The following is a 26,959-nucleotide window of genomic DNA, read 5'->3' on the forward strand; positions in this document are numbered from 1 at the left end:
TTTTTCCGTGAACGCATCCCCATCCTCTCGTTTTGGTAGCGCCGAGCCGACTGGCTTCCGTCGGGCAGTTCTCGTCTGGTCATGCGCATGCTTGGTCTATATCATCGCGATTACTGGCCGGACTTCTTTTGGCGTGGCCGGCGTTGCGGCGATCGACCGGTTCAATATCGACGCCAGTCAATTGGCTTTATTCACCTCCGTGCAGGTAGGATGGCACAGATTCCGATGGGCCTGCTCATAGACCGTTATGGCCCCAGAAAGGCGCTGCTCGCCGGCGCGTTGCTGATGGCAACCGGCCAAGTAGTTTTGGCGCTAAGCACCTCACTCCCCCTCGCTGTCGGCGCACGTGTTCTTATCGGCGCTGGTGACGCCACTGGTTTTCTCTCCGTCATGCGGCTTATACCTGCGTGGTTCCCGCTGCGCAGAGCACCCTTATTTGCGCAGTTGAGCGGCGCACTGGGGCAAGTCGGGCAGTTTGTATCAGCAGTCCCCTTCCTAGCGCTGCTCAATGCCCACGGCTGGGAGACAGCCTTTGTGACCCTTGGTGCGGTCGGCATCATCATCGCGTTAGCAGCGTCACTGGTGATAGCCGACGATCCGCACCAGGTCGGTTATTCCCCCACGAAGAAGCGTCGCCGCCACTCCACTATGGCCCGCGTCCCAGCCTTTCGTTTCTGCTTTCTACCGTGATCAGGAATCCCATCGCATGGCAGGCGGTTTTTATTCATTGGGTTAATATGGCGCCCCTGAATGTGTTCCTTTTGCTTTGGGGCGTTCCGCTCATGACGCTAGGCATGGAGCTAGATAGCTCGCACGTGGCGCTTGTCCTTACGCTCGCCACTGTGGGTTCCATCAGCGCAGGTCCCCTACACGGAGTGATTTCTGCGGGATTAGGTAGGCGTCGCGACGCCGCAGCTCTTGGCACCGCGCTCATCATTGCGGTAATCCACATATGGTTCTTCTCTTCCGCCGAACCGCGCGGGTTTCGAGCCATCGCATTTTTAGTATTAGCAATGGTACTCATCATGCCGGCCGCTAATTATGGCTTTGACACTGTCCGAGAAGAAGCGCCTCTCGCTGTGGTCAGCACTGCGACTGGCCTGGCCAACATGGGAGGTTTTACTGCCACGATGATCTCAGCCCAGCTCTTGGGGCTGCTTCTCGACGTCCACAACGTAGGCACCTACACCTGGAGCGATTTCCGTTTCGCTTGGCTAGCGGTGCTAGGAACATGGGCTTTTGGCATGGTGATGCTCTGCCTATGCGTATCCCGCACGCGCAGGTACAACGAGCGTGTGCGGGATCTACGAAACGTTTAGTGGCTACCGCGACGAGAGACGAGGGCGTCGATAAGCGAATTCAACGCTTGATCCCCAAATTGCTTCGCATCTGCGTACGGCGTTTCCCGGGTAGTGTTCACAGGGCCTGGCTGGGTATCCGCATGAACTTTAAGCACGGTGCCTTCCACTGTGATAGCTGTGCGGGTTTTCGTCCCCGTCGATTCAAGTGCACGGACAAAAGTTTGCAGGTCGCCAACCGTGGCACCATCAAGATCAAGGCTCACAACAATAGACATGGCAACGCTCCTTCATTACTTGTTATTTGTAGTTGCCTTTTCCACCATATCGAGCCGTCGTTGCTCCATGCATCGGGGAAAACCCCGATTTTTCTAGGCAAGCTCTGCAAAAACTCGTTGGTTATAGCTAAAAGCAGCGCTGGCCTCTTCAAGCATCTGATCGACTTCATCGGCAGACAGAAGTAGGTCATCAAGATGTTGACGATAGTTATCTTTGTACACTTTGAGCTTGTCGATCCCCTCAAAGGAATAGAACTTGAGCGATTTCTCCTCTACTCCATAATGCCGACTCATCATCCGCGCGATGACCTGTCCACCAGAAAGATCCCCTAGGTAACGCACATAGTGGTGTGCAACAAGGGCGGGGCCATGAGCTTCATCGCGGATCTGATTAAGCCGCGCGACATAGTCACGAACAGCAGGCAGCGCAATAATGTTATTCCGCCATTGATCGTTCCCGTGGAAATTATCAATATCCTCGGCCAGGATATCTGAGCGATTAAGTTTCGGATCTAGTAGCTCGGTGGCAAATCCTTGCGCTCGCACCACATCGGTGGCTTCTTCCAGAGCGCTATAGAAAAGCCATGCCTGCTCTTGCAGTCGGATGAACGCCCCAGCGTCCAGGCGTCCCTCAATTAAGTCACTCATAAAAGAGGAATGCTCTGCCTCGGCGTGCGCCTTAGCGGTCGATTCCTTGAGCTCGGCAGCCAGCCCCTTAGTTGCGGTTGTCATTATAAGTAACCTTTCCCTAATACTCTTTTTGATAACTAGAAAAACCAGATTATTTAGGAAAGGCTCGCCTTACATCAACCGTCTGGTTGATTCTCCGCTCACCCTCGTAGCCAACCGCCGCTGCCCCATGGGGAAGCGTAAGCCGACACGCTAGTTATACCCAGGGCTTATTTCTCCCCAAAAAACCTCATCGACCACAGCACGAGCGCGACGAGTTACCTTGAGATAATGGTCTAGAAACTCCTGGTTATCGCTGGGATCCCATCCCGCAGCGCCCGCGATTGCCGCCAATTGAGGACCAGGCTGTGGCAATTGATCAACACGCTTACCGCGCACAAGCACAATCGCATTCCGCGCCTGTGTTGCGGCTAACCACGCAGCACGTAATATCTCCACCTTCTTAGGCGAGATAATCGCATGCCTTTCCAAGGCATCTAAAGCAAGCAGCGTTGAAGGGGTATGCAGATCCTCGCACTGATGCGCATGCATAAGCGTCAACAACTGCACAGTCCATTCAATATCTGTGAGCGCACCACGACCCAATTTGGTATGCGTGTTGCGGTCCGCCCCCCGTGGCAGACGTTCTTCATCCACCCGCGCTTTCATCCGGCGAACCTCTCGCATCACCTTGTCCGAAGTACCTATTTGCGGATACCGAATCCTCTCGATCATCTGCAGGAATCGCTTTCCAAGTTCCTCATCGCCTGCGACCCACTCGGCACGCAACAAAGCCTGTATCTCCCAGACCTCCCCCCACTGCTCGTAATATCGAGCATAGGAATCCAAAGTACGAACAACAGCCCCAGAACGTCCCTCAGGGCGCAAACCTAGGTCTACTTCCAGCGGCGGATCGCCACTGGGCTTGGCTAGTCTCGCGCGCATGCGATCGCACACAGTGATCGCCCACCGCACGGCTTCATTTTCGTCTTCGCCCTCGGCTGGGTCGCAGACAAACAGCACATCCGCATCTGAGCCATACCCCAGCTCCGCCCCTCCGAGACGTCCCATACCGATAACAGCAATCTTGGCCGGTGGCGTCGTACTCTCTAGCTCAGTCATGCTGGCCGCTATCTCAGCACGCAGCGCAGCTTCTAAAACAGCGTCCCACACCGACGATAAGCTGTGGCAAACTTCTTTCACTTCCAGCATCCCCAACAGGTCAGCGCTAGCAATTCGTGCAAGTTCTGCGCGCCGAAGCGAACGGGCCACTGCGATTGCCTTTTCCGGGTTTTCCTGTCGCACCGATGCCGCCACCAAAGACCGCGCTAATCGGCCGGCGGTTGTATCCAATAATTTTGGACCGCTCGCTCCATCAGCGAGCTGTTTTACCAAGTCAGGAGCAGAAATGATGAGATCGGCGGTATAGGGAGAATTACCGAGAATCTTCATCAACCGCTGACCCACAATTCCCTCGTCGCGCAGCATTCTCAAGAACCAGGCGCGATCATTGGCGGCGTCCGAGAGTTTCCGATAGTTCAGAAGTCCGGCATCAGGATCAGCAGTCTGCGCTAGCCACTCCATATGCGTGGGCAGCAGCATCGCTTGAATCTTTGCTTTTCTCCCCGCCTTCGCGGCAAGGGCATTCAAATGGTCAAATGCTCTATCGGGGAACTTATAGCCCAAAGCCGCCAGCTGCAGCTTAGCGGCCTCTGGCGTTAGCTTAAGCGCCCCAACGGAAATATTGGCCACAGAGTTAAGAAGAGGACGATAAAATAATTTCCGATGCAAGCTAGAAATCTGCAGACGAACTTTCTTTAGTTGCTGCATCATAATCTGGGTCTCGCCCGCATCATGCGTGCTTCTAAACCCTGAGGAACGCGCTAGCCAGCGCAGAACCTTCTCCTTATGAGGATCCGGCATAGTGTGCGTTCTTTTGAGTTTTTGCAGCTGCAATCGGTGTTCCAACAACCGCAAAAATGCATAGGACTCGATGAGTTCCGCACCATCCTCTCGCCCAACATATCCGCCCTCAATAAGAGCTTTTAAAGCTTGGATAGTGGATAAAACTCGCAGGGACTCGTCTGATCTACCATGCACAAGTTGCAGCAATTGGACTGCGAACTCCACGTCGCGCAGGCCACCTGGACCGAGCTTTAGCTCTCGATTTTTGAGCTTTTCTGGAACATTCTCTAGCACGCGCCGACGCATACTTTGCACGTCAGTAACAAAGGATTCCCGCTGACTAGCAGCAGCCCACACCATCGGTGACAGCGTGCGGCTATAGCGCGTGGCCAAAGGAATATATCCGGTCATCGGCCGATGCTTGAGCAATGCCTGAAACTCCCAGGTGTGCGCCCACCGTTTGTAATACGTGACGTGCGAATCAAGAGTCCTAACCAGCGCCCCGTGCTTTCCCTCAGGGCGCAGCGCAGCGTCTACCTCAAAAAAGGTAGAACACCCGATCCGAATAAACTCCCCAGCTAGTCGCTGCGCCCGCGGTGTTACTGGCTCCGCCACAAAAATAACGTCGACATCTGAAATGTAATTAAGCTCTTGAGCCCCGCACTTTCCCATTGCTACAACCGCGAGGCGAGTATCTACCGGCTCTTCTCCGTAAACGTTGCGGGCTGCCACCGCAAGGGCTGCGGTAAGCCCGGCATCCGCCAAATCCGCTAGCGCCTGTGTGACAACTGTAAACGGCACTTCAGGTTGCCCTAGTCGCCGAGAGTCTTTGGGGTAGCTACCTGCCACATCGCTCGCAGCGATTCTGAGGAGGAAGGTTCGGTAAGCTTTCTTCAGCTCTTTTTCTGCCTCCACTCCAGAGGTTCCCGCGACGTAGGTACCGGGGGTTTCCAACGATTCCTCCGCAGTATCAGGTTCTGAGAGGTCTACGTCAAAAGAAAACTCATGGTCAGAAGCATCATTGTGATTCCCCGGATCTTGCGATTCCGGGCTAAACACCGCTGGCTGTGCAGCAACAGCAGATAGCATCCCCTTCATCATCTCTTGACGCGTAGGAAACCCCCACTGCAACGCACGCCATTGGTCCTCACAGGCCACAAGGTGGTCCCCGAGAGTCGAAGACGCCCCTATCAAGGAGAAAAGTCGAACTCTCAACACCACATTCTGACGCAACTCAAGCAAAAAATCGGCCCGGGCATACTCCCCCATCGAATCCACTATCCGCATTAATGTGTTGAGGGCTAAGTCAGGGTCTGCTGCGCCAGCCAATGACCACAGCAACTCCACGGAATCAGGCTGCAGCCAGCCTAAGGATTCAAGATCAGCCTTGGCATTTCTACCATTAAGCCCCAGAGAGCTTAACGACGGCACCACATTCCGCGCAGCAGGAGTAGTCATTGCTCTTTTCTTCTTCCTTGGTGTACAGCACAATCGCTTTTCTCCCGTGGCTAAGCCCAGCTATATCCTAGCCATACGCTAACTATGCATTAAAAGCCACGTGAGAGTTTCAACAGTGATTAGTTTTCTAGGTTGGTACGCAGTTCCCACGCCGTAATCTGTTGCTGATAGTCGTGCCATTCGCGCCACTTATTGCGCAAGAAATACTCAAACACATGCTCGCCTAGTACATCCGCCACTAGCTCCGAGTGTTCCATCTCCCTCAAAGCTTGATCCAAACTCGTCGGCAAGTCCGCATATCCCATGGCCAACCGCTCCCGACGAGTCAAACGCGCGATATCCTCTTCCGCTGCGTCCGGTATCTCATAGCCTTCCGTGATGCCTTTCAGCCCTGCCCCGATCAAGACCGCTAATGCTAGATAGGGATTGCATGCAGAATCCGGGGAACGCACCTCTACCCTGCGAGAATCCGCCTTAGCTAAGCGATATGTGGGAACCCTCACCAGTGCCGAGCGGTTGGAAGCTCCCCACGTTGCGGCAGTAGGTGCCTCATTGCCAAAGAGAATTCGTTTATACGAGTTAGTCCATTGATTTGTAATGGCGGAAATCTCATTAGCGTGGCGCAAAATACCCGCAATAAATTGTTTAGCCGTACGAGACAAACCGTATTCATCATCCGGGTCATGGAAGGCATTGATGTCGCCTTCAAAAAGCGACATATGGGTATGCATGGCAGATCCCGCATGGTCTCTAAAAGGCTTTGGCATAAAGGTCGCACCGATGTTGTTTTGTATCGCAACCCGCTTCATCACATATCTAAACGTCATAATGGAATCTGCCATGGTTAGGGCATCAGCATGCCGTAGGTCTATTTCTTGCTGACCAGGGCCAGTCTCATGATGCGAAAATTCCACGGGTATCCCCATAGATTCCAAAGCCAACATGGCCTGCCGTCTGAACAGGGGTGCATCGTTTTGGCTAGCTTGATCAAAATAGCTGCCGTTGTCTGTGGGGATAGGAGGAAGCCCGTCCGTCCGAAGGCTCTGAACCAGATAAAACTCAATCTCGGGTGACACCATACAGGTGAAGCCTTCATCAGAAGCACGCTGAAGCTGTTTTCTTAGAACCTGCCGAGGGTCCGAATAAGAAGGATTTCCATCAGGATTTAAAATATCGCAGAACATCCGGGCCGTGCAGGAGTCTGTATCGTCGCCGTCAAAAGGTAATAACTGGAATGTAGAAGGATCCGGCATAGCGATTGTATCTGCCTCCGACACACGAGAAAATCCTTCAATAGCAGAGCCATCAAAGCCAATGCCTTCTTCAAAAGCCCCTTCGAGCTCTGCAGGTGCCACCGCAACTGATTTCAGGTATCCCAAGATATCCGTAAACCAAAGACGCACAAATTTAATATCTCGCTCTTCGATTGTGCGTAGTACAAATTCTTGCTGTGAGTTCATGGTTCTCACGATACTTTCTGCCTTCAACATCGGGGGAAAAGCTCTCCCCCGAAAGGCCGAAGCATGTCCACATCAGCCCTTTGGGGGAGGCACCAGGGGTAAGCGTGTCACAGCTCCATGATCCAATAAAATCGCCAATACGTTCGATTTAAAAAGATGGGCCTTACCATGCCACAGAAAAATTTTGTTTTAGACCAAGACGTCACTGCACTCATGACGGATGCGGCAGCAAAAGGCTACACGCCAGAAGATATGGAACTCATCTGCCCGAATTTCACACAACTGCTCCCCGCTATTTCTCGGTGCACCGCCGGGTTGAACACCATTGCCGCATCAGCACCATTCCCTATCTACAACGCGTGGCTAAAATACAGTCTCCGCCAAGTTCTCACGGCAGCTGAAAGCCTTCCGAGCACGCTCCGCAGCATCCGCAACACTTTAGAGGTTCTCCCTTACACAGCAGAGTTGCCGTTACTGCGCTACACCAGCAATCAGCTCTATGAATGTCCAAACAAAGAGACTGCACCACCTATCTTTTTTTCCGCGCACCTAGCATGCACCAAGAACTCACCCAAGAAGAAGCTCCCGCAATACATCGACTTCTGCTTCCTCGTCCGCAGGTGTCCGATAGTTTTACGTTGTTGCAAGTACTTACGCTCAGTTATGGTTGCTGCTGCGCTCTTATACACCCGCAAGGAATAGTTTCCGTCTTTGGAACAGCGTCTAATATTTTCCGCACGGTGCGTGCATTCACCGTGCTCTGCGACAAAAGCCGCCGGTTGTTGAGCCGTTTCGAGCCCTCAACCAGCAATCAAACCTATATGAAAAGCTTTCATACTGCTTTTGCGCTAGGAATCCATCAGAGAATTTCTCTCCCCTTGGCCTTCGACCAACTACGGTGTCGGCTATCTATATGGAATTGGCTTAGCCATGATCCAACTTTTCCCAAAGCCTTGGAAGACTTTTACGTGTTAGCTCACCCGCATAGGACCATCGCGCGTGATTCGTCCGGCACCACAGACGGACATACGGCAGCAGAAATTGTATGCCTTGCCGACGCCCTCATGTGGTGCGACGGTCTCACGTGCACGACTGGTCTACAAGACACGTGATCTCTTCGCACTGGGTCTCATACCGATGCACTTTCTCTCAAAATATACTGACACGCTTGTATAAGAACTGGTAGAACTCAAAGCATGGGAATAACGCAACAGCTTGAGGTAGAAAGAAAATTTTCAGTCGCAGACGATCAACCTGCCCCGCAGCTCGTAGATATCACCCGTGTGTCTAAGGTTGCTGAATCAACAGTTCACTCGTTGTCCGCACTGTATTTTGATACTCCAGACCTCAGACTGTCCCGCGCAAAAATCGCTTTAAGACGCAGAACAGGAGGCAAAGACTCCGGGTGGCATCTCAAAATCTCCACGCCTGAAGGACGAGTAGAAACTCATGCGCCGCTCGGCAATGATTCCTCTGAGACGCCAATCGTTCCTGAAGAGCTACTCGCTTTTGTCCGTTCTATTATCCGGAATCAGCCCCTCGCTCCCATCGCCAGAATCGATAACAAACGCCACTAATCCCTGCTCGCAAACGCCGAAGGGGAATGTCTCGCAGAATTTTGCGACGACCATGTCCGCGCCTGGTCATATCTGCCCGGTGGAACCGAGTCGCAGTGGCGGGAATGGGAAATAGAGATAACCGCTTATGCCCAAGATCAAGGTCTAGGGGCAGAGATTATCGAGTCTGCTGAAGCCGTATTGGTTGAGCAAGGAGCACACTCTGCGCAATCGTCTTCTAAGATTGCGCAGGCTTTGGGGGAATCTGCCAATAATGTGCCGCTTCCCCCACAGGTAGCACAACTCGACCCGCAGTCTCCTGAATACGCACTGGTAGCTGCGTTAAAGCGCAACCGCGACAAACTCGTAGCTTTAGACCCGCTAGCCAGGCAAGACGCACCCGATTCGATTCATCAAATGCGAGTAGCCACCCGTGAACTGCGCAGCCATATGCAGACATTTGATGGGCTTCTCGGCGGAGAACACTACACACAGATTGAAAAAGACCTCAAGGTCTTTGCACACATCCTTGGTACAGCCAGAGACGCCGAGGTGCTAGCAGCTAGGTTTGAGAATCTTCTCAACCAGAACAGTGATGGTCTGTTAGATCCTGCAACATCGGAATTCTTGCTCAAAGATATACACCGCGATTATTCCTTGGCACACCGCAGAGTTGTTTCTACGCTGAACAACCAGCGCCATCTTGCCTTTTTAGATTCACTAGATTCGCTCTTAGCCGAGCCTCCGATTCTCAGTGAGACTGGGAGCGGAACTAAGGGCTCTGAACAACCGGCTCCGCACGACGCGCATTCTGAAGCCGTACTTTTCCGCCACCTAGAAAAAACTATGCAGCGTTTATACACGCAGGACCGGAAAGCACGCCAAGAACATCAGGATGTAACGATCCCGCTGGAACGTCGAGAAGCAAATTTTCACGATGCCCGCAAAGCAGCAAAGAAACTCCGCTACTCGGCTGAGGCTATCGGCGATTCCACGTCTTTAAAGACCGATAAATTGTATGCCGCGTGTAAACATCTCCAGACAGTGCTGGGCGATTTCCAAGATGCCGTCACGTCTCGCGATCGCTTATATGAAAAGGCACTACGCGCAGAGCGTAAGGGACACTCCGCCTTTGGATACGGAGTCTTGTACCAGCAAGAGCACCAGAACGGTGTGAGAGCCCTCGAAGACTATCCCGAGGCTTTCTACAAGGTGACCAAGGCATACCGAAAGTTCTCTAAAAACGTAGAAAAGTTCCAGAAGAAGGCAGCTGAGAAGGCACGGAAGCGTTCCTAATCGCTGACTATAGAGACAAAGAGTCGGCCCCTATAGGCCGTCTCTTTGTCCACTAAGCGCACAGGATTAGTCCTCCCACTCTTCATCGGCAGCGTCTGCTGCCTCATTGCGCTCTTTTACTTTGTCGAGGGCGTGTTCTGCTTCTTCCCTCGTATCATAGGGTCCCATCCTGTTTTCAAAACTTGAGGCTTTCCCCTGCTCCACTTGCCCAGTAGCTTGGTTGTAGAACCACTTTTCATCTTCATGGTGCATGCTAAAACTCCTTGTATCAGGCTTTCGAGCCAAACTTCTTAGAGCAAGGCCCCTACTGCAAGAATGCCACCAACTCAGTGAAGATGTCCATGGGAGCAAAGATCTGCCACGCGATTATGAGCGTCACCGTAGTAGCCTCCTCGTCTTTGCAAAACCACTAAAGTAAATGAAGCGTCGCGCGAATCACCGCGCCGTCGATCGTTTTATGTAGAGGAGCTTCGTATGCCAGTGTGGCCCCACCCCGAGGTCAGCGTTGTCGATCATGCACTACAGCTGCATTCTCGTCGTGTCGGATGCGAATCTGATCTGATTTCTGCGGCATCAGCACCGGCAACGTGGTCGTTGATAGGAGACCACACAGACCATGCGGGTGGTGTGGTCTTAACAAGCTTGTCAGACCTGCGCACCGCCGTTTCAGTTTCCCCACGGGGGGATGATCAAATAAACGTGACCTCCTACCAGCTCACCCACACCGGCGAGCTATCGGAGTTGCCCCCAACCACGGTCTCACTCGATGCTGTGACGCACTGGCAGTCTTCTCTTAGTTCCACAGATGGACCTGCGCACGATGTTTCGGGTGCGCCGGAAAACACTGAAGCCTCACGACTTGCTGTTTTGGTCTACACCATGGTTCATCGCCAAATGCTTAGTCGAGATTCACGCGGATTCGACGTCACTGTCATCAACCAGATTCCGCCGCATGCCGGTTTAGGAGAAAACGAGTCGATGCTGGTCGCTGCTGCGTTGTCTCTCGCCGGTGATTATGAGGAGATTGATTCTGCCCCTGTGCGAGCAAAGTTTGCTGAGGTCTGCTTCCAAGCGGCTATAGCCATGGGTGACCACCCAGTATTGCGTGCGCGTTTTACTACTGCCTTACGGGGAGCCACGGGACAGCTCAACATTATCGACTATGCCGATGGATCAATCACGCAGGCTGCGCATCCGATTGGCGACCCCACCCGCACTGTCGCACTGGTTATCGCTCCCCCCACGCATTCAGATCGGGCCCAGGAAGTGCTGCGCCGAGAAAAGTTCATCGCGGAGGCCACCAAAGCCTTCGCTGCAGAGAGCTTAAGGATGCTCCCGGATGCGGAAAGCAGGGTCATCGACTGGTTGCGCGCTGTGCATGAGATTAAGGGGCCGGATGATGTCCCCCATATCGAGGAGGCAACCCAGTGGCTAGAATTTTTGACCACGGAAACCTCGGCGGCCTTAGAACTGACGCAGGCGGTTCGTTCACGGAGGCATGCCGACATGTTTCCCCTGCTGTGTAATTCGCAGGCGAATACAGAAAAGCTCTATGGCGTCACGGGAGCAGACTCTGCGCTAGCCCAGCTGTGCATGGTCCGAGGCGCTTTCAGCGCCCGCAGTGCCGCAGCCGGTTTATCAGATGCAGTTGTTGTGTTGGTGGAGCGTTCTCGCGTGGAAAACTTTGCCGCTGATGCCTCGGCAGACGGCCTTACCGTTGTAGAGCTTCTCGACGGCCACGTGGCCACCTCAGGGTCTTAACACGTCTTAATCCGCAGGCCAGGCGAAGCGTATCTCGCGTTTCTCCACGTCTGTACTAACCAACGTCACAGTGGTTTGTTCTCCAATGGCGGGTAGTCCCAAGCACTCCGCAATAACCGGTGGATCTTCTACAAAGATCCTAGAGCTCGCGCTAGCTGTGTTATTGCTCAGGACCACAGCTTTAAAATTATGCCCGACCCAAGGAGCAAGCACTGTGGCCTCTGTGAGATCAAGGCATGCCTTATCCACTGCGCTCGCTGTCACACTACTGTGCTTCATCGCAGCTACGGCCCCCGGAAGAGTGTCGCTAACCCATGAGGGAATCGGCTGCTCGTGATACAGAGACAGGCATATTTCTGTGGCATAGCGGTCTATGAGGCGACGCAATGGCGCGGTGACATGCGAATAATAACCGCCCACGCCTGCGTGAACTTCTGCCTCCTCTTCCCCTAAGACTCGGTACTCGGCACCTCTCAGTAACTTCTGCGCTGCTCGCATCAACACCATCGACCGTGGTTCGTCCAGAGAAATGCTGTCAAGATCTACGTCTGCTGGAAAGCCCAACGCTATGGCTTCTTGAGTGAAGGCTTCCAACGCACTTTTGCTAGCGGGTGCAAGAGTGCGCAGCACGCCCACCCCGTGCTGAGCCATAAGGTTTCCGGCGCACATTCCAGCAAGCAGAGAAATCTCTGAGTTAGCATCCATAGATTCATAACGAGGTTCGATCACCAGGTGGATCTCCCCATCTGGTTCTTTTTCTACGCTTTGGCTGGGCATACGCAGATTTATTGCGGTTGACCGCAGCTTGCTGTGCCGACGCACACGCCCGACCTCAAATAAGTAAAGAAGTGAGGGATGCAGCGAGCCATCTGTGTAGTCCTGTTGGACGCGCTCATAATCAAACCGAGCTCGGCTGCGCACCAATGCTCTATCCAGCCTGAAATCGGTCACTTCCCCCACGGAATCAATATCGATAGTCCACAGCACAGCTGGTCTCTCCACAGCAGGTAAAAGGCTCGCTGCCCCCTCAGAAAGCGCGGCCGGGTGCAGCCGTGCTGGCTCGTCCGGGAGGTAGATCGTTTGTCCTCTGAGTAAAGACTCCTGTGATACAAGGTCGCCCCCGCCATAATTCAAAAAAGCGGCAACATCGGCGATGGCATAAAAGATGCGAAACCCCTCGGGGGTTTTCTCAATGCATACCGCTTGATCGAGGTCTTGTGAGCCAGCCGGGTCAATCGTTAATAGCTCAATATCGCGCCGATCTATTCGGCGGTCCGGGAGGGCGTCGATAAGCTGATGCGCCTGGTTTTCTACTTCTTGAGGAAAACGCGTGGTCACACCATATTCATCTGCGATCGCACCAAAATCACGGAAGGCAGCGTAGAGCTTCATGCTTTCCGATCATGGCATATTCTGGGGAACTCTGCCTGTCCAATTCTTCAACGGGGTTTTGTGCGCAGAAAAATAGGGCGAATGAGCCAACCTATAAGCCGGATTCTGTACCCCTTTTTTTAAGCAAAGGGGCGGCGATCATCCATCTGGACGCACCATCGCTGGCCGCCTCAAGCAGCTACCCGCGGACTCAGGCGAGCAGCCCTCAAACATCCGCGCAGACATACCCGAAGGTACGCACTAATGCCTTGCTCCCAGTGGGGTTTACCCAGCCAGACTAGTCACCTAGCCTGCTGGTGCGCTCTTACCGCACCGTTTCACCCTTACCCAGAAAAATCTGGGCGGTCTACTTTCTGTTGCACTTGCCCGCAGGTCACCCTGGGTTGTTGTTAACAATCACCGTGCTCTGTGGAGTCCGGACTTTCCTCGACCTCAGGCCGCACGCTATGAAAGCGGCGGTACCTGTAGTCGCGATCGCCCAGTCGGCTCATTCGCTGTTGTGACTCTACTACTATGCGCCCCAAGCTGCTAATTCTGCAGGAATAGCGCTAGCGGTTCTCACAAAGATCTAGCGCAGATACGACGTGTCGTTGACCAGTCGAACGCACGTGGGACCATCCGAGTAAAACTCGGCAATGGATAACGACGCTAGATCAAGATGCATCCGATGGAACATCCCGGCGGGGGCCTCCAGCGCCTGACGCAGGATGGATTTGATGGGGGTCACATGGCTCACCACGAGGATGGTGGCCTCCCCGTATTCGCGCTGCAGCTCTTCTCTGACCCGTTTTATCCGCCGATGAGCCTGCACAAGCGCTTCTCCGCCGGGAGGAGCAATCTTGGGATCTGCAAGCCATTGCTGGTGTAACTCGGGGTCTGAGTCATGGGCTTGGCTAAACGTCAGGCCGTCCCATTGCCCAAAGTCCATCTCTTTCAGATCATCTACGGTCCGGATATCGTTCATCCCGAGTGCTCGCGCAGCTGCCGTCGCCGTTTCTTGGCAACGTTTGAGCGGAGACGACACAATCACGTCAATTCCTCCACGGGAGGCGAGGTACTGCGCGGCGCGCTCTGCTTGATAGCGCCCCAGCTCGGAAAGACTCGGGTTGCTGAGCCCGCTGTACTGGCGTGCCGCAGACATCGGGGTTTGCCCGTGACGCAACAGAAGGAATCGGGTGGCGTCTGTGGTCGCACCATTCCATGTTTTTGGTGCAGTAGCGTGCTGGTCTCCAGCGCAATCATCTTTTTTCGCTGTCGGCTCGGTGTGACTTGTCGCAGAGGGGGAATCGCCGCCTAGGTCTAGGAACCCCGGCTGAGCTCCTTGAGCTAAGGCATCCATGGCTTTATTGGCCAATTCGTCTGCTCGCGCATTCTGTTTACGCGGAATCCACGTGTACGTGATCGAAGCAAATCCGGAGGCAATATCCCTGCATGTGCGGGCAAGCTCTTTCATGTCAGGGTGTTTGATTTTCCAGCGTCCCGACATCTGTTCCACCACAAGTTTGGAGTCCATCAGGACGTCCACTTCTGTTGCGCCCAGCTCGCGCGCGGCGGTCAACCCGTTTAAGAGCGCGTGGTATTCCGCAACATTATTTGTCGCAGTGCCCACGATGTAGGCCAGGCGACGCAGAATGGTGGTATGGGTGGCGTCGAAAAGCACGATCCCGGATCCGGCAACGCCTGGATTTCCGCGAGAGCCTCCGTCTGCTTCGATGATGACCTTCATCAGCTTGCCTGCCTCACAAGATAGCTGCCGCAGTCAGGGCACTGGGGAAGAATATTCATGGGGGTATTGCGGATCATAGAAATATCGGCGGGCGGAAGGATAATAAAGCAGCCGCCACAGCTGCGCCCGTTAAAAGCAGCCACTCCTACGTCGTTGATGTCGCGCTGCGAATCAAACTCCACGATGATGTCCTCTGGCAGCAGGTCCCGCAACTGGGTGATTCTTTCCTCTTGAGTTGCTGCGGTGGTGTCTACGGGAAGAGCTTCCAGGGCCCTGCGGGCTGCCTCGATTTTGGTGTCTGTGTCCACGACTCGCGCTTGATTAACCTCAAGGTTGTTGCGCAAGGCGTGGATCTCGTTATGGGCTTCTTGCAGCTCGCTCATAAGGTCTGCGATGCGAGACTTGGCGGAATATATGTCGTGTTTAATGTCACGCCGCCTCTCAATGTCCGTCTCTGCGGTGAGCTGACGTTTACCGTCTTGCTCACGGCGGCGCAGTTTGCGCTCGTCTTCCTGGATACGACGAATCTCTAGTTCCATATCATCGACGGCCATATGCGCGGCAGCTGCGGCCTCGCGGTTACGAGACTGCTCACTCATCAGACGATCAAGTTCTTCTTGTTCTTCGCTGACCTTTGGCGCCACACTCGTGGATGCCGCGCGGGTGATGGTGGACAACTCCAGCAGCAGCGGTTGTAGTGTGCGATCAAGCTTCATGAGAGTCCTTACCTTCAGGTTTCTGTAGTCTTTGTCGAGTTATCACAGGCTGCGTGCCGGTCGGCGACGAGCGCAAGCAAGCCCCTAATCATAGCCTTTTCAGGGCAAAGGAAGAAACAGCCACGACCATCGCCTTAGGCTTCTCGACGCCCACCTTATAACGACTTTTCCCCAACCGACTGCGGATGCGCCGACAGCGTCCACGGATCAGTTCTGATAGGCACAATATCCACCGTCACGTCTGGCAACGCACGTGCCAGAATCTCCGAGGCCTGTTCCGTCCACGGATATTCGCTAGCCCAATGCGCTGTGTCCACCAGGAATGGTCCGTGTGCCCGGCGCGACTCGTCGGCTGGGTGATGGCGCAGATCAGATGTCACGTACACGTCAACGCCTAGCCGTGCCACGGCGTCCAGGAAGGAGTCCCCTGAGCCAGATGACACGGCAATCGTCTGTACTAGTGCTTCGGGGTCTCCCGCAGCACGCACGCCCCAGCTTGTTTCTGGGAGTGCGTTAGCGACTTGTTGGACAAAATCGGCAAAACGCATAGGTTCTGGCAGCGTTCCTATCCGGCCGAGTCCGTAGGCACGAGAAAGATCCTGTGTGTCTTCCATGCTCACCACGTCAAAAGCTGGTTCCTCATAAGGATGGGTGGCGCGCAGCGCCGTCATAATCGCGCTGCGCATAGCGCGCGGTGCGACGAATTCGACCCTTATCTCGGGGCCTGTGTGAAGGTCCCCAGGAACTCCTGTGTGTGGAGTGGCATCGTTGTCAGGCAGGAATTGGCCTGTTCCCGTGATGTCGAAACTGCATTCCGAATACTTACCGATCTGCCCCGCGCCGGCGTCGAAAAGCGAACGCTTGACGGCTTCCACTGCTTCCGCGGGCACCTGCACTCCCCACTTGTCTATTCCTTGTGGTTTGGGTTGCACGGGGCGCCCTGGCACGATGCCAACGAGTTCAGCAAGCTTGTCGTTGACTCCAGGGCGCGCGGAATCCGCGTTGGTGTGGGCAGCAAAGAGCGCGACTCCCCCACGGATCAGGGTGTGTATGACCTTGCCCTTGGGAGTATCCGCAGCCACAGAGGTCACGCCGCGCAACAACAATGGGTGATGCACGATAAGCATGTCGGCTCCTGCTTGAACCGCGGCTTCCGCAACTTCTTGGGTGCAGTCAAGTGCTAAGACAATTGTGCGTACCTCTTGCTGAGGATCGCCGCAGATGAGACCCACTGCATCCCATTTTTCCGCAAGGTACGGCGGATAAGCATCCTCCATGACGGAACGTACATCTGCGACTGTGGTCCGGGTATTCTGAGTCACTTCGGGTCTACTCCAATCTGCTGTAGCTTTTCTAACAGCTCACCAACGTATTCGCCAGGGCGAACTGCTAAGCGCCAATAGGTTGAGTCTAGGCCAGGGAAAGTGTCGCAGCGCCTCACAGCGATGCCCAAGCTCAACAGCTCCCTACGCACGTGTTCGGCATCCCCACGCATCTCAGCTGGCGGCTGGACAAGGATAAAAGGAGCCACTGACGGGGCTACCAGGCTAAAACCAGCGTGGTCTAGCTGTTCCACCATGTCTTCTCGATGCCGGGCTACAGCGCTTCTCAAGGCCTCCAGCTGACCAACGCCCGTAGTCATGATGGATTGGATAGCCCGAAACGCCAGGCTTCCCACCGGCCAGTGAGCTCTTCCGTGAGTGAGCGTGCGAATCACGGTGGGGCTCGCCACCAGGTATCCCACCCGCAAGCCTGCGATCGACCATGTCTTGGTCAGGCTCCTCAGGACTATCACGTCATCAAACCCGGAGTGTGGATCTCCCGCTTTTCCTGGCCCTATCATCGATTCGGTTTCCCCCACGATGTCCATGAATGCCTCGTCCACAACAAGGTGGCGACCAGGAGACCGAAGCCCACAGAGCTGATCAACGCTGTGGAGCACTCCCGTGGGGTTGGTGGGGTTGCCGATGACCACCATGTCTGGTTCCGTTTCTTCCACTGACCCCAGGGAAAGGGCGCCGTCCAATATGAAAGGCTCGGGGAGAATGATGCGCTGGAGTTCCACGCCGGCGTCGAAAAGCACAAGGTCTGGCTCGCTGAAGCTCGGGTGAATAAGCGCCGCTTTAGTGGGTTTAAGCTGAGGAAGCATGGCAAAGCCCTCAGAAGCGCCACACAGGATGAGCACGTGATCGGGTGAAATTCCGTGGTATTGAGCGATCTGTTGTCGCGCAGACGCATCCTGCTCAGCGTGGGGGTATCCGGCAAGATGAGAGAGCTCAGCGGCCAGATCTGCCACAAGCCACTCCGGTGGCGTCGGATCTGCAACGTTGACCGCAAAATCCAGTCGCGCTCCTCGGGCATCAATATCGCCGTGCAGTCGCGACAATGGTGGGACGGTAGGAGTGCTTGGCGTCTGGTTGGTGGCAGCCGTAGCTAAGGCGTGGGGAGAACGGTGTAACACTGATCCGAGTTTAGTGGGAAACTACAAAGTATGAGCACTCTTCTGATTGACGTTGATGGCACTATCGTTCGGTCCTACCCCGGCATCCGAACAAGTTTTATCGAGGCGATGAATCACATTGGGCACCCCGTTCCCGATGAGGATTGGCTCCATCGCATCCCCGGACCTCCCATGGATGAGACTATGCGTTCCCTCAACCTGGATCCGGACACAACGTCTGCGGCTCTCGCTGCTTTTCGACGCCACTACGACGACGGCGGCTGGCGTGATTGCGAGCTTTTTGCCGGTTGGGCCGACGCACTACCCGAATGGAAAGCACAAGGTCTTCGCATCTGCACGGCAACAAGTAAATCGGAGAGTCTAGCCCGCGAGGTCTTAACGGAGCTAGGAGTGGCTCACCATTTTGACTTCATCGGTGGCGCTGATGCGGCAGCGGGAAGAAAAACAAAATCAGACGTCATCGCCCATGTGTTGCAGTCCATGAACATGGAGACTGGGAACTCAGATATCCTCATGATCGGAGATCGCTTCCACGACGTTGAGGGCGCCCAAGAATACGGGATACCCACGGTTCTCGTGGGCTGGGGCCATGGTTGCCCCAGCGAGTGGGAAAGCGCACACTTCTATGCTTCTGATATGGCGGATGTGAAAGGAATTGTCCGTGACTTCTTCGACTTCTGAGTACAATCCCCGTACTTCCCTCCACATTGTGTTTGTCTGCACCGGTAATATCTGCCGCTCGCCGATGGGAGATGTGATTTTGCGTAGTGTCATAGAAGACGAAGGACTAGCACCATACGTCACAGTAAGCTCGTGCGGCACGGGCGGATGGCATATCGGGCAAAAGGCAGACAAACGTGCGCTGGCTGAGCTCCGCCGTGCCGGCTACGATGGCGACAGCCACCGGGCGGCACAACTCGGCGAAAAACACGAGGATGCGGACTTGTTTATTGCGCTCGACAGCGGGCACCGCAATGCGCTGCTTCGTTATGGATTCTCCCCTGACAAAGTCCGGTTACTACGCACATTCGATCCGGCTGCGCACACGTATGACGTAGAGGATCCCTACTACGGTGATGCTCAAGATTTTGAGACTGCCCGCATACAGATTGAGTCCGCGATGCCACAGCTCCTAGAGTGGATTAAACACGAGCTCCAGGAGAAAAGGTGATCAACCGTGTCTAGGTCTACAAGGCGAGCGTCAGGGTGGCGGATTTTTCTCAAACCAGGTTGGGTCATCACCGCAGTTTTAGCGATTGCGTTTTCTTACTTTGCCATCACGGTGCTCTCCCCTTGGCAGCTAAACAAAGATCATGACATTGTTGCCCGTAACACCCATATCGAGCAGGCTTTTGACACCGATCCCTCCCCCATCACCGATCTCTTTGATAGCGCGGGCAATATCAAAGGTGATAACGAGTGGATGCGAGCAACGCTCACGGGGCGTTATCTCGCTGATAAAGAAGTTTTGCTGCGGATGCGCCCTGTTGACGGCTCGCCCGCTTATCAGTCGCTGGTTCCCTTCCAATCCGAGAACGGGCAAACGCTCCTGGTCAACAGAGGCTTCATCCCGCTCGAAGCCGGAAAACCTCCTCGTTTAGATAAGGCCCCCTCAGGTGTCGTGACCATCGTGGGGCATGCACGCCATAATGAGGGGATCCCTGCCACACCGCCACTCACCGCAGACGGCTACACGCAGGTAAACGGAATTAGCACGGAACAGATCAGCACGCTTATCGACGCCACCTTGGGGGTCGACTATCTCCAACTAACAAGCGACCAACCCGGTGAAGTCCATGCCATGCCGATTCCTAAGCTCGATCGTGGAAACCACCTCTCCTATGGGTTCCAGTGGATCGCCTTCGGCGTCATGGCCCCACTAGCAGTGATCTACTTTGTCTGGGCTGAGATCAAAGAACGCCGGCGGGCTAAGGAAGAGGAAGCCCAGATGCAGGAGGCTGACTCAGATACCACTACCGAAAACGACACAGAGGTCAACGCAGCTGCCGCCATTCAGGAGCCGGAAGCAAAGACAGATCGCGTTGCCGCAACGATGCGCAGCAGATATGGCAGTACCCGGACTACTGCCCCACGGAAGCGCGATCACCGTCGAGATAACTTCTAGAGGCCCGCTGTTCTCGTTCAGTGACGGCCTCGCTGTGCTCGTGACACTCTTTGTTGGAAAGCCACCACAGTCAAGGCCACCAGCGCCTGAGTCCACCGAGACAATGAGACGGCAGTTGTAATCGTCTCTGTTGTAGGGGCCGGCCCACGCCCCAACACCGGTCGCATTTCTACGCCGTGAGGGTAATGCGTAGCCCCTCCGAGTTGCACGCCCATAGCGGCCGCCGCTGTGGCTTCTACCGGCCCAGCGTTCGGGCTGGGGTGCTGCGGAGCGTCTTCACGCCAAGCACGCAATGCACTGCGCCCGCGTCCCATGGCTGCTGCGGCACCCACATGAGCTACAGCGGTGACGCGCGCAGGCACGTATGCGAGGACGTCGTCAAGCTTTGCTGCAGCCCACCCAAACTCGCTATAACGCTCATTTTTATAGCCCACCATCGCGTCCAGGGTGTTCACACACCGATGCCCCACTACTGCCGGAGCACCAAAAACAGACCAGACCAAGGGCGCGATAGTGGCATCCGATGTATTTTCCGCCAGCGATTCCACTGTCGCGCGCACAATCCCTTGTTCATCGAGCTGCTCCGGGTCCCGGGAACACAGCCACGGCACGAGGGCACGCGCCGTGGCGATATCGCCGTGGGCTAATGCACGGGCCATCCGCGTTCCGGTTTTTTCCAAGGTGGTTCCACCCAACGCACCCAAAAGAGAAGCAGCAAGCATAAACCTGGGAATGCGTCGCGCCGCCACAGCGCTAAGGATAACCGGAGGCAAGACGGTGACAGCAACAAAAACCGCACCGGCTTTCTTGCTAGGGCGATACACCCGCTTTTCCACGTAGTGCGCATACCGACCAAAAAGCGCCACAGGGTGCCACCGGCCACCGGGGTCCCCCAACATCCTGTCGAGGGCCACTCCGGCGATTACTCCCAGTGCCAATGATTTTTTGGGATACGGCTTGGACTGTGGGACTAGCTCGGACACGTTATTGCACTCTCCCTTTTTTACGTTGAAAAGGAGTGGAGCTACCAAGTGGCTCCCCAACGATGATCATGAAAAAGCGGCGACTCCTTGTTTTAAGGAGCCGCCGCTTGTCTTTGTGCGCCCTGACGGGATCGAACCGCCGACCTGCTGGGTGTAAACCAGCTGCTCTTCCAGCTGAGCTAAAGGCGCATACTTCCGATACATCAGACCTGCTGAGGCATCGGAAAGAATACTAACACGAAGAGGTACTAGTAATGCAAAGTCACTGCTTATTGCCCTTTTGTACCAAGCAAGAACCTTGCCAGGAACCAAGTCTTTCGGCTTTTGTTTGTACGAGCCCCGCGAGTTGAGCGGAGTCGGAAATCTCACCCGGATCGAGAGCACCGGATTTACCGGCCCCCGGACTGAGCAACCAAATGCGGCCGTTTTCAGCAAGAGGTCGAACGGCGTCGACTAGTCCATCGACTAAGTCTCCGTCGTCTTCGCGCCACCACAACAAGACAACGTCGCATGCTTCGTCCGTGTCTTCGTCGAGAAGCTCCTCGCCGATAATATCTTCTAGTGCTTCACTTATGGAGCTATCGCAATCTTCGTCCCAGCCGACTTCTTGCACTGTCATGTCGGCGGTGACACCAAGGCGGAGAGCGTGGTTTACGCCTACGGCCTCAGAATTCTTCTCCTTGAAATCTTGAGCGTTCATCGACAATAAACTCTACAGCCATACGCCCGTTTTCTCTTCTTTTCATGCTGGTTTTTCAGGAAAAACCTGATCGGTAAGCAGTAATTCCCCCTAACACGTATCCTGTAGATCAAACCGTGTGTCGATGCATGACCCGCGCATCGGCGGATTTCTCTCTACTTGGAGGTGGCGAATGCCTGACACAACCATTGGGAAGCGTCCTGAGGACACTAACTTCGCGTTGATTCGCGATGGCGTGGCTTCTTATCTGAACGACTCGGATCCCGAGGAAACCCGCGAGTGGCTCGAGTCCCTCGACGGGATGCTGGAAGGATCCAGCCTTGAGCGTGCCCGCTTCCTAATGCTCCGTTTGCTTGAGCGAGCATCTGCTCGTCGCGTGCCATTACCCCCAATGACCTCGACTGATTACGTCAACACGATTCCTACCACCATGGAGTCAGAGTTCCCGGGTGATGAGGAAATCGAGAAGCGCTACCGTCGTTGGATTCGATGGAACGCTGCGATCATGGTGCACCGCGCACAGCGCCCAGGGATCGGAGTAGGTGGACACATTTCCACCTACGCTGGCGCTGCACCACTCTACGAAGTGGGCATGAACCACTTCTTCCGTGGTAAAGATCACCCCGGCGGAGGCGACCACATCTTCTTCCAGGGACATGCGTCACCGGGTATCTACGCCCGCGCATTCATGGAAGGACGCCTCACCGAAGACGACCTCGATGGCTTCCGCCAAGAAGTTTCCCGCCCACAGGGGGGACTACCTTCCTACCCCCACCCACACGGGATGGAAGACTTCTGGGAGTTCCCCACCGTGTCGATGGGCCTCGGCCCTATGGATGCCATCTACCAAGCGCGCTTCAACCGCTACTTGCATAACCGCGGCATCAAAGACACTTCTGAACAACACGTCTGGGCATTCCTCGGCGACGGCGAGATGGACGAGCCGGAGTCTCGTGGCCTCATCCAAATGGCTGCGCTGAACAACCTGGATAACCTCACGTTTGTTATCAACTGCAACTTGCAGCGTCTCGACGGCCCCGTCCGCGGCAACACCAAGATCATCCAGGAGCTCGAGTCCTTCTTCCGCGGCGCTGGCTGGTCAGTGATCAAGGTTGTCTGGGCTCGCGAATGGGACCAGCTTTTCGAAGCTGACAAAGAGGGTGCTCTCGTCGATCTGATGAACACCACCTCCGACGGCGATTTCCAGACCTTCAAGGCTAACGACGGCGCATACGTCCGCGAGCACTTCTTCAACCGCGATCCTCGCACCGCCAAGCTTGTCGAAGACTGGACAGATGAGGAAATCTGGAACCTCCGCCGCGGCGGCCACGATTACCGCAAGATTTACGCTGCTTATAAGCGCGCGCTGGAGACCAAGGATCGCCCAACGGTCATCCTGGCCCACACGATTAAGGGCTACGGTCTTGGACACAACTTCGAGGGCCGCAACGCGACCCACCAGATGAAGAAGCTCACCCTCGACGATCTGAAGAAGTTCCGCGATAAGCAGGGCGTTCCGATCACCGACGAGCAGCTGGAAAAGGATCCGTACCTCCCGCCGTACTACCACCCCGGTGAGGATGCTCCGGAAATCAAGTACATGCTTGAACAGCGCAAGAAACTTGGAGGCTTTGTCCCTGAGCGTCGTGAGTCCTACACCCCCGTGGAGGTCCCACCGCTCGACAAGCTTCGCAGCCTGCGTAAGGGTTCTGGCAAGCAGCAGGTGGCCACCACTATGGCTGTGGTTCGTGCCTTCAAGGAGCTCATGCGTGATCCTGAGCTAGGAAAACGCATCGTCCCGATTATCCCTGACGAGGCCCGCACCTTTGGTATGGACTCGTGGTTCCCCACCATGAAGATCTACAACCCACATGATCAGAACTACGTGCCGGTTGACCACGATCTCATGCTCTCCTACCGCGAGGCAGCAGACGGACAGATCCTGCACGAAGGCATCAACGAGGCCGGTTCTACCGCAGCGTTTATCGCAGCGGCGACCTCTTATGCCACCCATGGCCAGGTCATGATCCCGCTGTACATCTTCTACTCGATGTTCGGTTTCCAGCGCACTGGCGATTCTTTCTGGGCTGCCGGCGACCAGATGGCCCGCGGATTTATCCTCGGCGCTACCGCTGGCCGCACCACGCTCACCGGTGAGGGCCTCCAGCACATGGATGGTCATTCCCAGATCATCGCGTCGACCAACCCCAGCGTGGTCTCCTATGATCCGGCATTCTCTTACGAGATCGCGCACCTGCTGCGCGAGGGCATCGACCGCATGTACGGCCCAGGCCGCGGCGAGAACATCATGTACTACCTGACCATCTACAACGAGCCTATCTCTCAGCCTGCCGAGCCTGAGGATCTCGATGTAGAGGGCCTCCACAAGGGCATCTACCTGTACGAGAAGGCTCAGGGTGGCGAGCACGAGGTTTCCTTGCTTGCTTCCGGCATCGGAATGCAGCAGGCGCTCCGTGCTCGGGATATTCTGCGCGATGAGTTCAACATTGGTGCGAATATCTTCTCCGTCACCTCATGGGTTGAGCTGGCACGAGAAGGCCAGGAGAAGAACCGCCAGGCTCTGCGCCACCCAGAAACGGATCCAGGCGAGGCCTTCGCAACAACCCAGCTGAAGAAGGGCAACGGCCCTTACGTAGCAGTCTCCGACTTTGCTACGGACCTCCAGGAGCAGATCCGCCGCTTTGTCCCAGGCCACTACACCACGTTGGGTGCAGACGGTTTCGGTTTCTCCGATACCCGTCCTGCTGCCCGTCGTTTCTTCAACATCGACGCAGAGTCTGTTGTTGTGGCTACCCTCAACGCGCTCGTGCACGAGGGCAAGGTTGATCGTTCTGTTGCTGCTGAGGCCGCACAGCGTTTCCACCTCACCGACCCGACTAAGGCGTAATCACACGTCCTCATCGCGCTAAGGCCGGTGCCCCGCACAGTATGTGCATGGGCACCGGCCTTCGGTGTTGTTCAAAGGTGTTTCTCAAACGAGAGCGTTAGGATCAGGCTGTGGGCAATTTCCCCACGGAGTGAGCATGCTCGATCATCTGATCAATCGCCTTATTCACTATCGCAGGCTGTTCCAAAATGATCATATGCCCGGCATGAGGCGCGACTTGTAAGCCGGCATCTGGCCACAGGCTGACAATCCTTTGCGCCTGGCTGAGCGGGGTGACCGAATCTTTTTCTCCCACGATCACTACGCCCTCTATTCCGTTGAGAAGTTTCGCGTCTTCGGCTTCCTCGTGTTCTTGCAAATCGTCGAGGAATCCCACATAGGTGGAAAGAGGGGTTTCATTAATCAGCTGAGCGTGGAAATCAATGACGCTGGGAGGCATGGGAGTCTGGAAGACAGTGACTGCCAGGGTGGGAGCTACCAAAGCAGCTATAGCTTCTCTGAGTGTGGCGGTCTCTGCTGGGGATGCTTCCGCTGCGTTACGGATTTTCTCTGCTACGGGTAGGGCTAGGACCTGAGGAACGCCTTGGCTGGCAAAGGAGTCCACTGCGGTGGCTACCAAAACGAGCCCGGCAGTACGCGCCCGGAATTCGGGGTATCGACGTAAGAAATTAATTGCCACCATTCCGCCGAGGGAGTGTCCAACTATGACGAGGGGGCCATTGGGCTTCACCGCTTCTAAAACGCGCGCTACGTCATCGGCAGCGCCGTCGAGAGTGCAGTCTTCTACGGAATACTCCCCTGTGTTCCCGTGTCCGCGTAAATCCATGAGAACGCAGCGGGCTTCATGCGCAACGTGGGCTACTTGTAGGTGCCACGCTGAAGCCGCCAACGTAAAGCCATGGATAAAGACGACGGTAACGTCAGCATCCTCAGGCCCGTCCAGGTAATAACGGATTCTGCCGGTTGTGCGGGACTCGCTATAAAACCTGTCATGTGCTGTGCTGTGTTTCTTTGCGCGGGCAAGAGCTTGTCGACGCCGGCCCTTGCGCGTCAATCGAGGCAGTCGCATGCGTTTGAGCCTACGCCTGCGTAAAGTCGGAATTGTTCTTAGCCCCTCCCTCATCTCAAGGAGTTCTACCTGTGTCCTCGCTTCAAGACCAGCTTCTCAAGCTGCAAGACAGCACCTCCGATTCTTCTCAACCGAGTGCGGATGCTTCGACCAGGGAAAAAGTCATCGCGGTACTCGCTCTCTTAGGGGTAGAAAAAGAAAACGCAGTTCCTTCCGCTCGCCTTGATTCCCTTGGAATAACATCTCTCGACCGCATCGAACTTACTATTCGGGTAGAGGAACACTGTGGGTTCCGTACGACGGATACTGCGATTTTTGCGCTTGAAACGGTACAAGATCTCATCGATTATGCGGAACGCAAAGGAGAGCAGCAGAAATGACCATTTCCTACCTCACGGACATGGATGGAGTCCTCATCAGGGAAGGCGAGATCATCCCCGGGGCTGATCGTTTTCTTAACAACCTCATGGACAACGATATTAATTTCATGGTCCTCACCAATAATTCGATCCACACTCCTCGGGATCTTTCCGCACGGCTGCGCCATATCGGGCTTACGATCCCGCCTGAGCGCATCTGGACTTCTGCCAAGGCAACTGCCACGTTCCTGAGCAGTCAGGCTGGCGGACATGACAAGGAAAGAACTGCCTATGTTGTGGGTGAATCCGGTTTGACCACTGAGCTGCACGATAATGGCTGGATACTGACCAATTCACATCCAGATTTTGTTGTTTTGGGAGAAACCCGAACCTATTCTTTTGAGGCCATCACCACCGCAATCAATCTGATTTTGGAGGGCGCGCGATTCATCTGCACTAATCCAGATGTCACGGGCCCCGCACCTCAAGGAATTTTGCCGGCTACCGGCGCGGTGGCGCAGCTGATTACGGCTGCAACGGGCAAGGAGCCTTACTTCGTGGGGAAACCGAACCCCGTCATGATGCGTTCTGCGTTGAATAACATCGGTGCTCACTCCGAGAACACAGTGATGATCGGCGACAGGATGGACACAGACGTGCGCTGTGGACTTGAGGCAGGCATGCGCACAGTCCTCGTCCGCACAGGCATCTCCGACGATGCAGAGATCTCTAAGTATCCGTTCCGCCCCACCAAGGTCATAGACTCGATTGCAGATCTAACCGAGTCATTCCTTGACCCCTTCGGCGACGGATATTACGTCCCTAGCGCAGAGGACTGA

General features: G+C 55.1%; 25 protein-coding genes, 1 tRNA gene, 1 other RNA gene and 1 pseudogene. 13 read left to right on the forward strand and 15 right to left on the reverse strand.

What is annotated here, in order from left to right; translation table 11 throughout:
• Positions 1-7 precede the first annotated feature (7 nt).
• The 3 genes from CBE74_RS20900 to CBE74_RS20910 are packed head-to-tail and all read left to right on the forward strand — an operon-like array spanning position 8 to position 1,319.
• Positions 8-241, forward strand: a complete 234-nt coding sequence (locus CBE74_RS20900; protein ID WP_225870059.1) for a hypothetical protein — start codon at positions 8-10, stop codon at positions 239-241.
• Positions 211-690 (forward strand): MFS transporter, encoded by a 480-nt coding sequence (locus CBE74_RS20905; protein ID WP_225870058.1) that lies wholly within the window; start codon positions 211-213, stop codon positions 688-690. The genes CBE74_RS20900 and CBE74_RS20905 overlap by 31 nt, the downstream gene beginning before the upstream one ends.
• On the forward strand, positions 687-1,319 hold the full coding sequence (locus CBE74_RS20910; protein WP_232251707.1) for an MFS transporter: 633 nt from the start codon (positions 687-689) through the stop codon (positions 1,317-1,319). The genes CBE74_RS20905 and CBE74_RS20910 overlap by 4 nt, the downstream gene beginning before the upstream one ends.
• Here the strand turns inward: CBE74_RS20910 and CBE74_RS20915 are convergent.
• The 4 genes from CBE74_RS20915 to CBE74_RS20930 all read right to left on the reverse strand — a co-directional run bounded on the left by CBE74_RS20915 (position 1,316) and on the right by CBE74_RS20930 (position 7,068).
• Positions 1,316-1,576: a hypothetical protein gene (locus CBE74_RS20915; RefSeq protein ID WP_087454315.1), complete on the reverse strand. Its 261-nt coding sequence runs from the start codon at positions 1,574-1,576 to the stop codon at positions 1,316-1,318. The two genes, CBE74_RS20910 and CBE74_RS20915, sit on opposite strands and share 4 nt — an antisense overlap.
• Positions 1,577-1,669: 93 nt before the next feature.
• Positions 1,670-2,308 (reverse strand): biliverdin-producing heme oxygenase, encoded by a 639-nt coding sequence (locus CBE74_RS20920; RefSeq protein ID WP_087454316.1) that lies wholly within the window; start codon positions 2,306-2,308, stop codon positions 1,670-1,672.
• A 150-nt stretch (positions 2,309-2,458) separates the two neighbouring features.
• Positions 2,459-5,608 carry a bifunctional [glutamine synthetase] adenylyltransferase/[glutamine synthetase]-adenylyl-L-tyrosine phosphorylase gene (locus CBE74_RS20925; RefSeq protein WP_087454317.1) on the reverse strand — a complete coding sequence of 1,050 codons (3,150 nt, stop codon included), beginning with the start codon at positions 5,606-5,608 and terminating at the stop codon, positions 2,459-2,461.
• Between the two features lie 119 nt (positions 5,609-5,727).
• Entirely contained in the window at positions 5,728-7,068 is a 1,341-nt protein-coding gene (locus CBE74_RS20930; RefSeq protein WP_087454318.1) for a glutamine synthetase family protein, read from the reverse strand.
• Between the two features lie 168 nt (positions 7,069-7,236).
• Here CBE74_RS20930 and CBE74_RS20935 point away from each other — a divergent pair, with 168 nt between their 5' ends.
• The 3 genes and pseudogenes from CBE74_RS20935 to CBE74_RS20945 all read left to right on the forward strand — a co-directional run bounded on the left by CBE74_RS20935 (position 7,237) and on the right by CBE74_RS20945 (position 9,920).
• A complete protein-coding gene (locus tag CBE74_RS20935) occupies positions 7,237-7,770 on the forward strand; it encodes a hypothetical protein (protein ID WP_225871120.1) in 534 nt (177 codons plus the stop codon).
• 119 nt (positions 7,771-7,889) lie between these two features.
• Positions 7,890-8,180, forward strand: coding sequence for a hypothetical protein (locus CBE74_RS20940; RefSeq protein ID WP_225870055.1), 291 nt, complete (start codon positions 7,890-7,892; stop codon positions 8,178-8,180).
• 84 nt (positions 8,181-8,264) lie between these two features.
• Positions 8,265-9,920: pseudogene (locus CBE74_RS20945) on the forward strand (CYTH and CHAD domain-containing protein).
• 66 nt (positions 9,921-9,986) lie between these two features.
• Here the strand turns inward: CBE74_RS20945 and CBE74_RS20950 are convergent.
• A complete protein-coding gene (locus CBE74_RS20950) occupies positions 9,987-10,172 on the reverse strand; it encodes a hypothetical protein (protein WP_087454319.1) in 186 nt (61 codons plus the stop codon).
• Between the two features lie 222 nt (positions 10,173-10,394).
• Between CBE74_RS20950 and CBE74_RS20955 the strand changes: the two genes are divergently transcribed.
• Positions 10,395-11,681, forward strand: a complete 1,287-nt coding sequence (locus CBE74_RS20955; RefSeq protein WP_134315968.1) for a galactokinase family protein — start codon at positions 10,395-10,397, stop codon at positions 11,679-11,681.
• Between the two features lie 6 nt (positions 11,682-11,687).
• On the opposite strand, the gene CBE74_RS20960 is transcribed toward CBE74_RS20955, so the two are convergent.
• The 6 genes from CBE74_RS20960 to cobC all read right to left on the reverse strand — a co-directional run bounded on the left by CBE74_RS20960 (position 11,688) and on the right by cobC (position 17,976).
• Positions 11,688-13,073: an RNB domain-containing ribonuclease gene (locus tag CBE74_RS20960; RefSeq protein ID WP_087454321.1), complete on the reverse strand. Its 1,386-nt coding sequence runs from the start codon at positions 13,071-13,073 to the stop codon at positions 11,688-11,690.
• 78 nt (positions 13,074-13,151) lie between these two features.
• Positions 13,152-13,563: RNase P RNA component class A (gene rnpB, locus CBE74_RS20965), an RNA gene on the reverse strand.
• Positions 13,564-13,641: 78 nt separating this feature from the next.
• Entirely contained in the window at positions 13,642-14,799 is a 1,158-nt protein-coding gene (locus CBE74_RS20970; protein ID WP_087454322.1) for a bifunctional RNase H/acid phosphatase, read from the reverse strand.
• Positions 14,799-15,515: a zinc ribbon domain-containing protein gene (locus tag CBE74_RS20975; protein ID WP_087454323.1), complete on the reverse strand. Its 717-nt coding sequence runs from the start codon at positions 15,513-15,515 to the stop codon at positions 14,799-14,801. The genes CBE74_RS20970 and CBE74_RS20975 overlap by 1 nt, the downstream gene beginning before the upstream one ends.
• 155 nt (positions 15,516-15,670) lie before the next feature.
• Positions 15,671-16,837, reverse strand: a complete 1,167-nt coding sequence (locus tag CBE74_RS20980; RefSeq protein WP_087454324.1) for a Nif3-like dinuclear metal center hexameric protein — start codon at positions 16,835-16,837, stop codon at positions 15,671-15,673.
• Entirely contained in the window at positions 16,834-17,976 is a 1,143-nt protein-coding gene (cobC, locus tag CBE74_RS20985) for an Rv2231c family histidinol phosphate aminotransferase CobC (protein ID WP_087454325.1), read from the reverse strand. The genes CBE74_RS20980 and cobC overlap by 4 nt, the downstream gene beginning before the upstream one ends.
• A gap of 30 nt (positions 17,977-18,006) precedes the next feature.
• Here cobC and CBE74_RS20990 point away from each other — a divergent pair, with 30 nt between their 5' ends.
• From CBE74_RS20990 to CBE74_RS21000, 3 genes are read left to right on the forward strand one after another with little or no spacing between them, the layout of a single operon-like run.
• Positions 18,007-18,657 (forward strand): HAD-IA family hydrolase, encoded by a 651-nt coding sequence (locus tag CBE74_RS20990; RefSeq protein ID WP_087454326.1) that lies wholly within the window; start codon positions 18,007-18,009, stop codon positions 18,655-18,657.
• Positions 18,638-19,147 carry a low molecular weight protein-tyrosine-phosphatase gene (locus CBE74_RS20995; protein WP_225870054.1) on the forward strand — a complete coding sequence of 170 codons (510 nt, stop codon included), beginning with the start codon at positions 18,638-18,640 and terminating at the stop codon, positions 19,145-19,147. Before CBE74_RS20990 ends, CBE74_RS20995 begins: the two co-directional genes overlap by 20 nt.
• A gap of 6 nt (positions 19,148-19,153) precedes the next feature.
• Complete coding sequence (locus CBE74_RS21000; protein ID WP_087454327.1) at positions 19,154-20,101, forward strand: SURF1 family cytochrome oxidase biogenesis protein; 948 nt, start codon at positions 19,154-19,156, stop codon at positions 20,099-20,101.
• Positions 20,102-20,118: 17 nt separating this feature from the next.
• Here CBE74_RS21000 and cbiB read toward each other — a convergent pair whose 3' ends face one another.
• From cbiB to CBE74_RS21015, 3 genes are all read right to left on the reverse strand, one after another.
• Positions 20,119-21,084 (reverse strand): adenosylcobinamide-phosphate synthase CbiB, encoded by a 966-nt coding sequence (gene cbiB, locus CBE74_RS21005; protein ID WP_087454328.1) that lies wholly within the window; start codon positions 21,082-21,084, stop codon positions 20,119-20,121.
• Positions 21,085-21,200: 116 nt separating this feature from the next.
• A tRNA-Val gene (locus tag CBE74_RS21010) sits at positions 21,201-21,273 on the reverse strand.
• A gap of 73 nt (positions 21,274-21,346) precedes the next feature.
• Positions 21,347-21,784 carry a DUF3052 domain-containing protein gene (locus CBE74_RS21015; RefSeq protein WP_087454329.1) on the reverse strand — a complete coding sequence of 146 codons (438 nt, stop codon included), beginning with the start codon at positions 21,782-21,784 and terminating at the stop codon, positions 21,347-21,349.
• 172 nt (positions 21,785-21,956) lie between these two features.
• On the opposite strand from CBE74_RS21015, the gene aceE reads away from it, so the two are divergent.
• Positions 21,957-24,692, forward strand: coding sequence for a pyruvate dehydrogenase (acetyl-transferring), homodimeric type (aceE, locus tag CBE74_RS21020; RefSeq protein ID WP_087454330.1), 2,736 nt, complete (start codon positions 21,957-21,959; stop codon positions 24,690-24,692).
• Positions 24,693-24,795: 103 nt separating this feature from the next.
• On the opposite strand, the gene CBE74_RS21025 is transcribed toward aceE, so the two are convergent.
• Positions 24,796-25,761, reverse strand: coding sequence for an alpha/beta fold hydrolase (locus CBE74_RS21025; RefSeq protein WP_087454331.1), 966 nt, complete (start codon positions 25,759-25,761; stop codon positions 24,796-24,798).
• 71 nt (positions 25,762-25,832) lie between these two features.
• Between CBE74_RS21025 and CBE74_RS21030 the strand changes: the two genes are divergently transcribed.
• Both CBE74_RS21030 and CBE74_RS21035 read left to right on the forward strand, forming a co-directional pair.
• A complete protein-coding gene (locus CBE74_RS21030; RefSeq protein ID WP_087454332.1) occupies positions 25,833-26,141 on the forward strand; it encodes an acyl carrier protein in 309 nt (102 codons plus the stop codon).
• The gene (locus tag CBE74_RS21035; RefSeq protein WP_087454333.1) at positions 26,138-26,959 is read left to right on the forward strand and encodes an HAD-IIA family hydrolase; all 822 of its coding nucleotides are present in this window, start codon (positions 26,138-26,140) and stop codon (positions 26,957-26,959) included. Before CBE74_RS21030 ends, CBE74_RS21035 begins: the two co-directional genes overlap by 4 nt.

This window comes from Corynebacterium silvaticum, assembly GCF_002162115.2.
In the GTDB taxonomy this organism is placed as follows: Bacteria; Actinomycetota; Actinomycetes; order Mycobacteriales; family Mycobacteriaceae; genus Corynebacterium; species Corynebacterium silvaticum.

Bases quoted from the DNA above. Each gene is read 5' to 3' on its own strand.
- CBE74_RS20925 (WP_087454317.1), bottom strand. From the start codon at position 5,608: ATGACTACTCCTGCTGCGCGGAATGTGGTGCCGTCGTTAAGCTCTCTG.
- CBE74_RS20960 (WP_087454321.1), bottom strand. From the start codon at position 13,073: ATGAAGCTCTACGCTGCCTTCCGTGATTTTGGTGCGATCGCAGATGAA.
- CBE74_RS20940 (WP_225870055.1), top strand. From the start codon at position 7,890: ATGAAAAGCTTTCATACTGCTTTTGCGCTAGGAATCCATCAGAGAATT.
- CBE74_RS20970 (WP_087454322.1), bottom strand. From the start codon at position 14,799: ATGAAGGTCATCATCGAAGCAGACGGAGGCTCTCGCGGAAATCCAGGC.
- CBE74_RS20905 (WP_225870058.1), top strand. From the start codon at position 211: ATGGCACAGATTCCGATGGGCCTGCTCATAGACCGTTATGGCCCCAGA.
- CBE74_RS21035 (WP_087454333.1), top strand. From the start codon at position 26,138: ATGACCATTTCCTACCTCACGGACATGGATGGAGTCCTCATCAGGGAA.
- CBE74_RS20915 (WP_087454315.1), bottom strand. From the start codon at position 1,576: ATGTCTATTGTTGTGAGCCTTGATCTTGATGGTGCCACGGTTGGCGAC.
- CBE74_RS20990 (WP_087454326.1), top strand. From the start codon at position 18,007: ATGAGCACTCTTCTGATTGACGTTGATGGCACTATCGTTCGGTCCTAC.
- aceE (WP_087454330.1), top strand. From the start codon at position 21,957: ATGCCTGACACAACCATTGGGAAGCGTCCTGAGGACACTAACTTCGCG.
- CBE74_RS21015 (WP_087454329.1), bottom strand. From the start codon at position 21,784: ATGAACGCTCAAGATTTCAAGGAGAAGAATTCTGAGGCCGTAGGCGTA.
- CBE74_RS20930 (WP_087454318.1), bottom strand. From the start codon at position 7,068: ATGAACTCACAGCAAGAATTTGTACTACGCACAATCGAAGAGCGAGAT.
- CBE74_RS20935 (WP_225871120.1), top strand. From the start codon at position 7,237: ATGCCACAGAAAAATTTTGTTTTAGACCAAGACGTCACTGCACTCATG.
- CBE74_RS21025 (WP_087454331.1), bottom strand. From the start codon at position 25,761: ATGCGACTGCCTCGATTGACGCGCAAGGGCCGGCGTCGACAAGCTCTT.
- CBE74_RS20975 (WP_087454323.1), bottom strand. From the start codon at position 15,515: ATGAAGCTTGATCGCACACTACAACCGCTGCTGCTGGAGTTGTCCACC.
- CBE74_RS20950 (WP_087454319.1), bottom strand. From the start codon at position 10,172: ATGCACCATGAAGATGAAAAGTGGTTCTACAACCAAGCTACTGGGCAA.
- CBE74_RS20955 (WP_134315968.1), top strand. From the start codon at position 10,395: ATGCCAGTGTGGCCCCACCCCGAGGTCAGCGTTGTCGATCATGCACTA.
- CBE74_RS20920 (WP_087454316.1), bottom strand. From the start codon at position 2,308: ATGACAACCGCAACTAAGGGGCTGGCTGCCGAGCTCAAGGAATCGACC.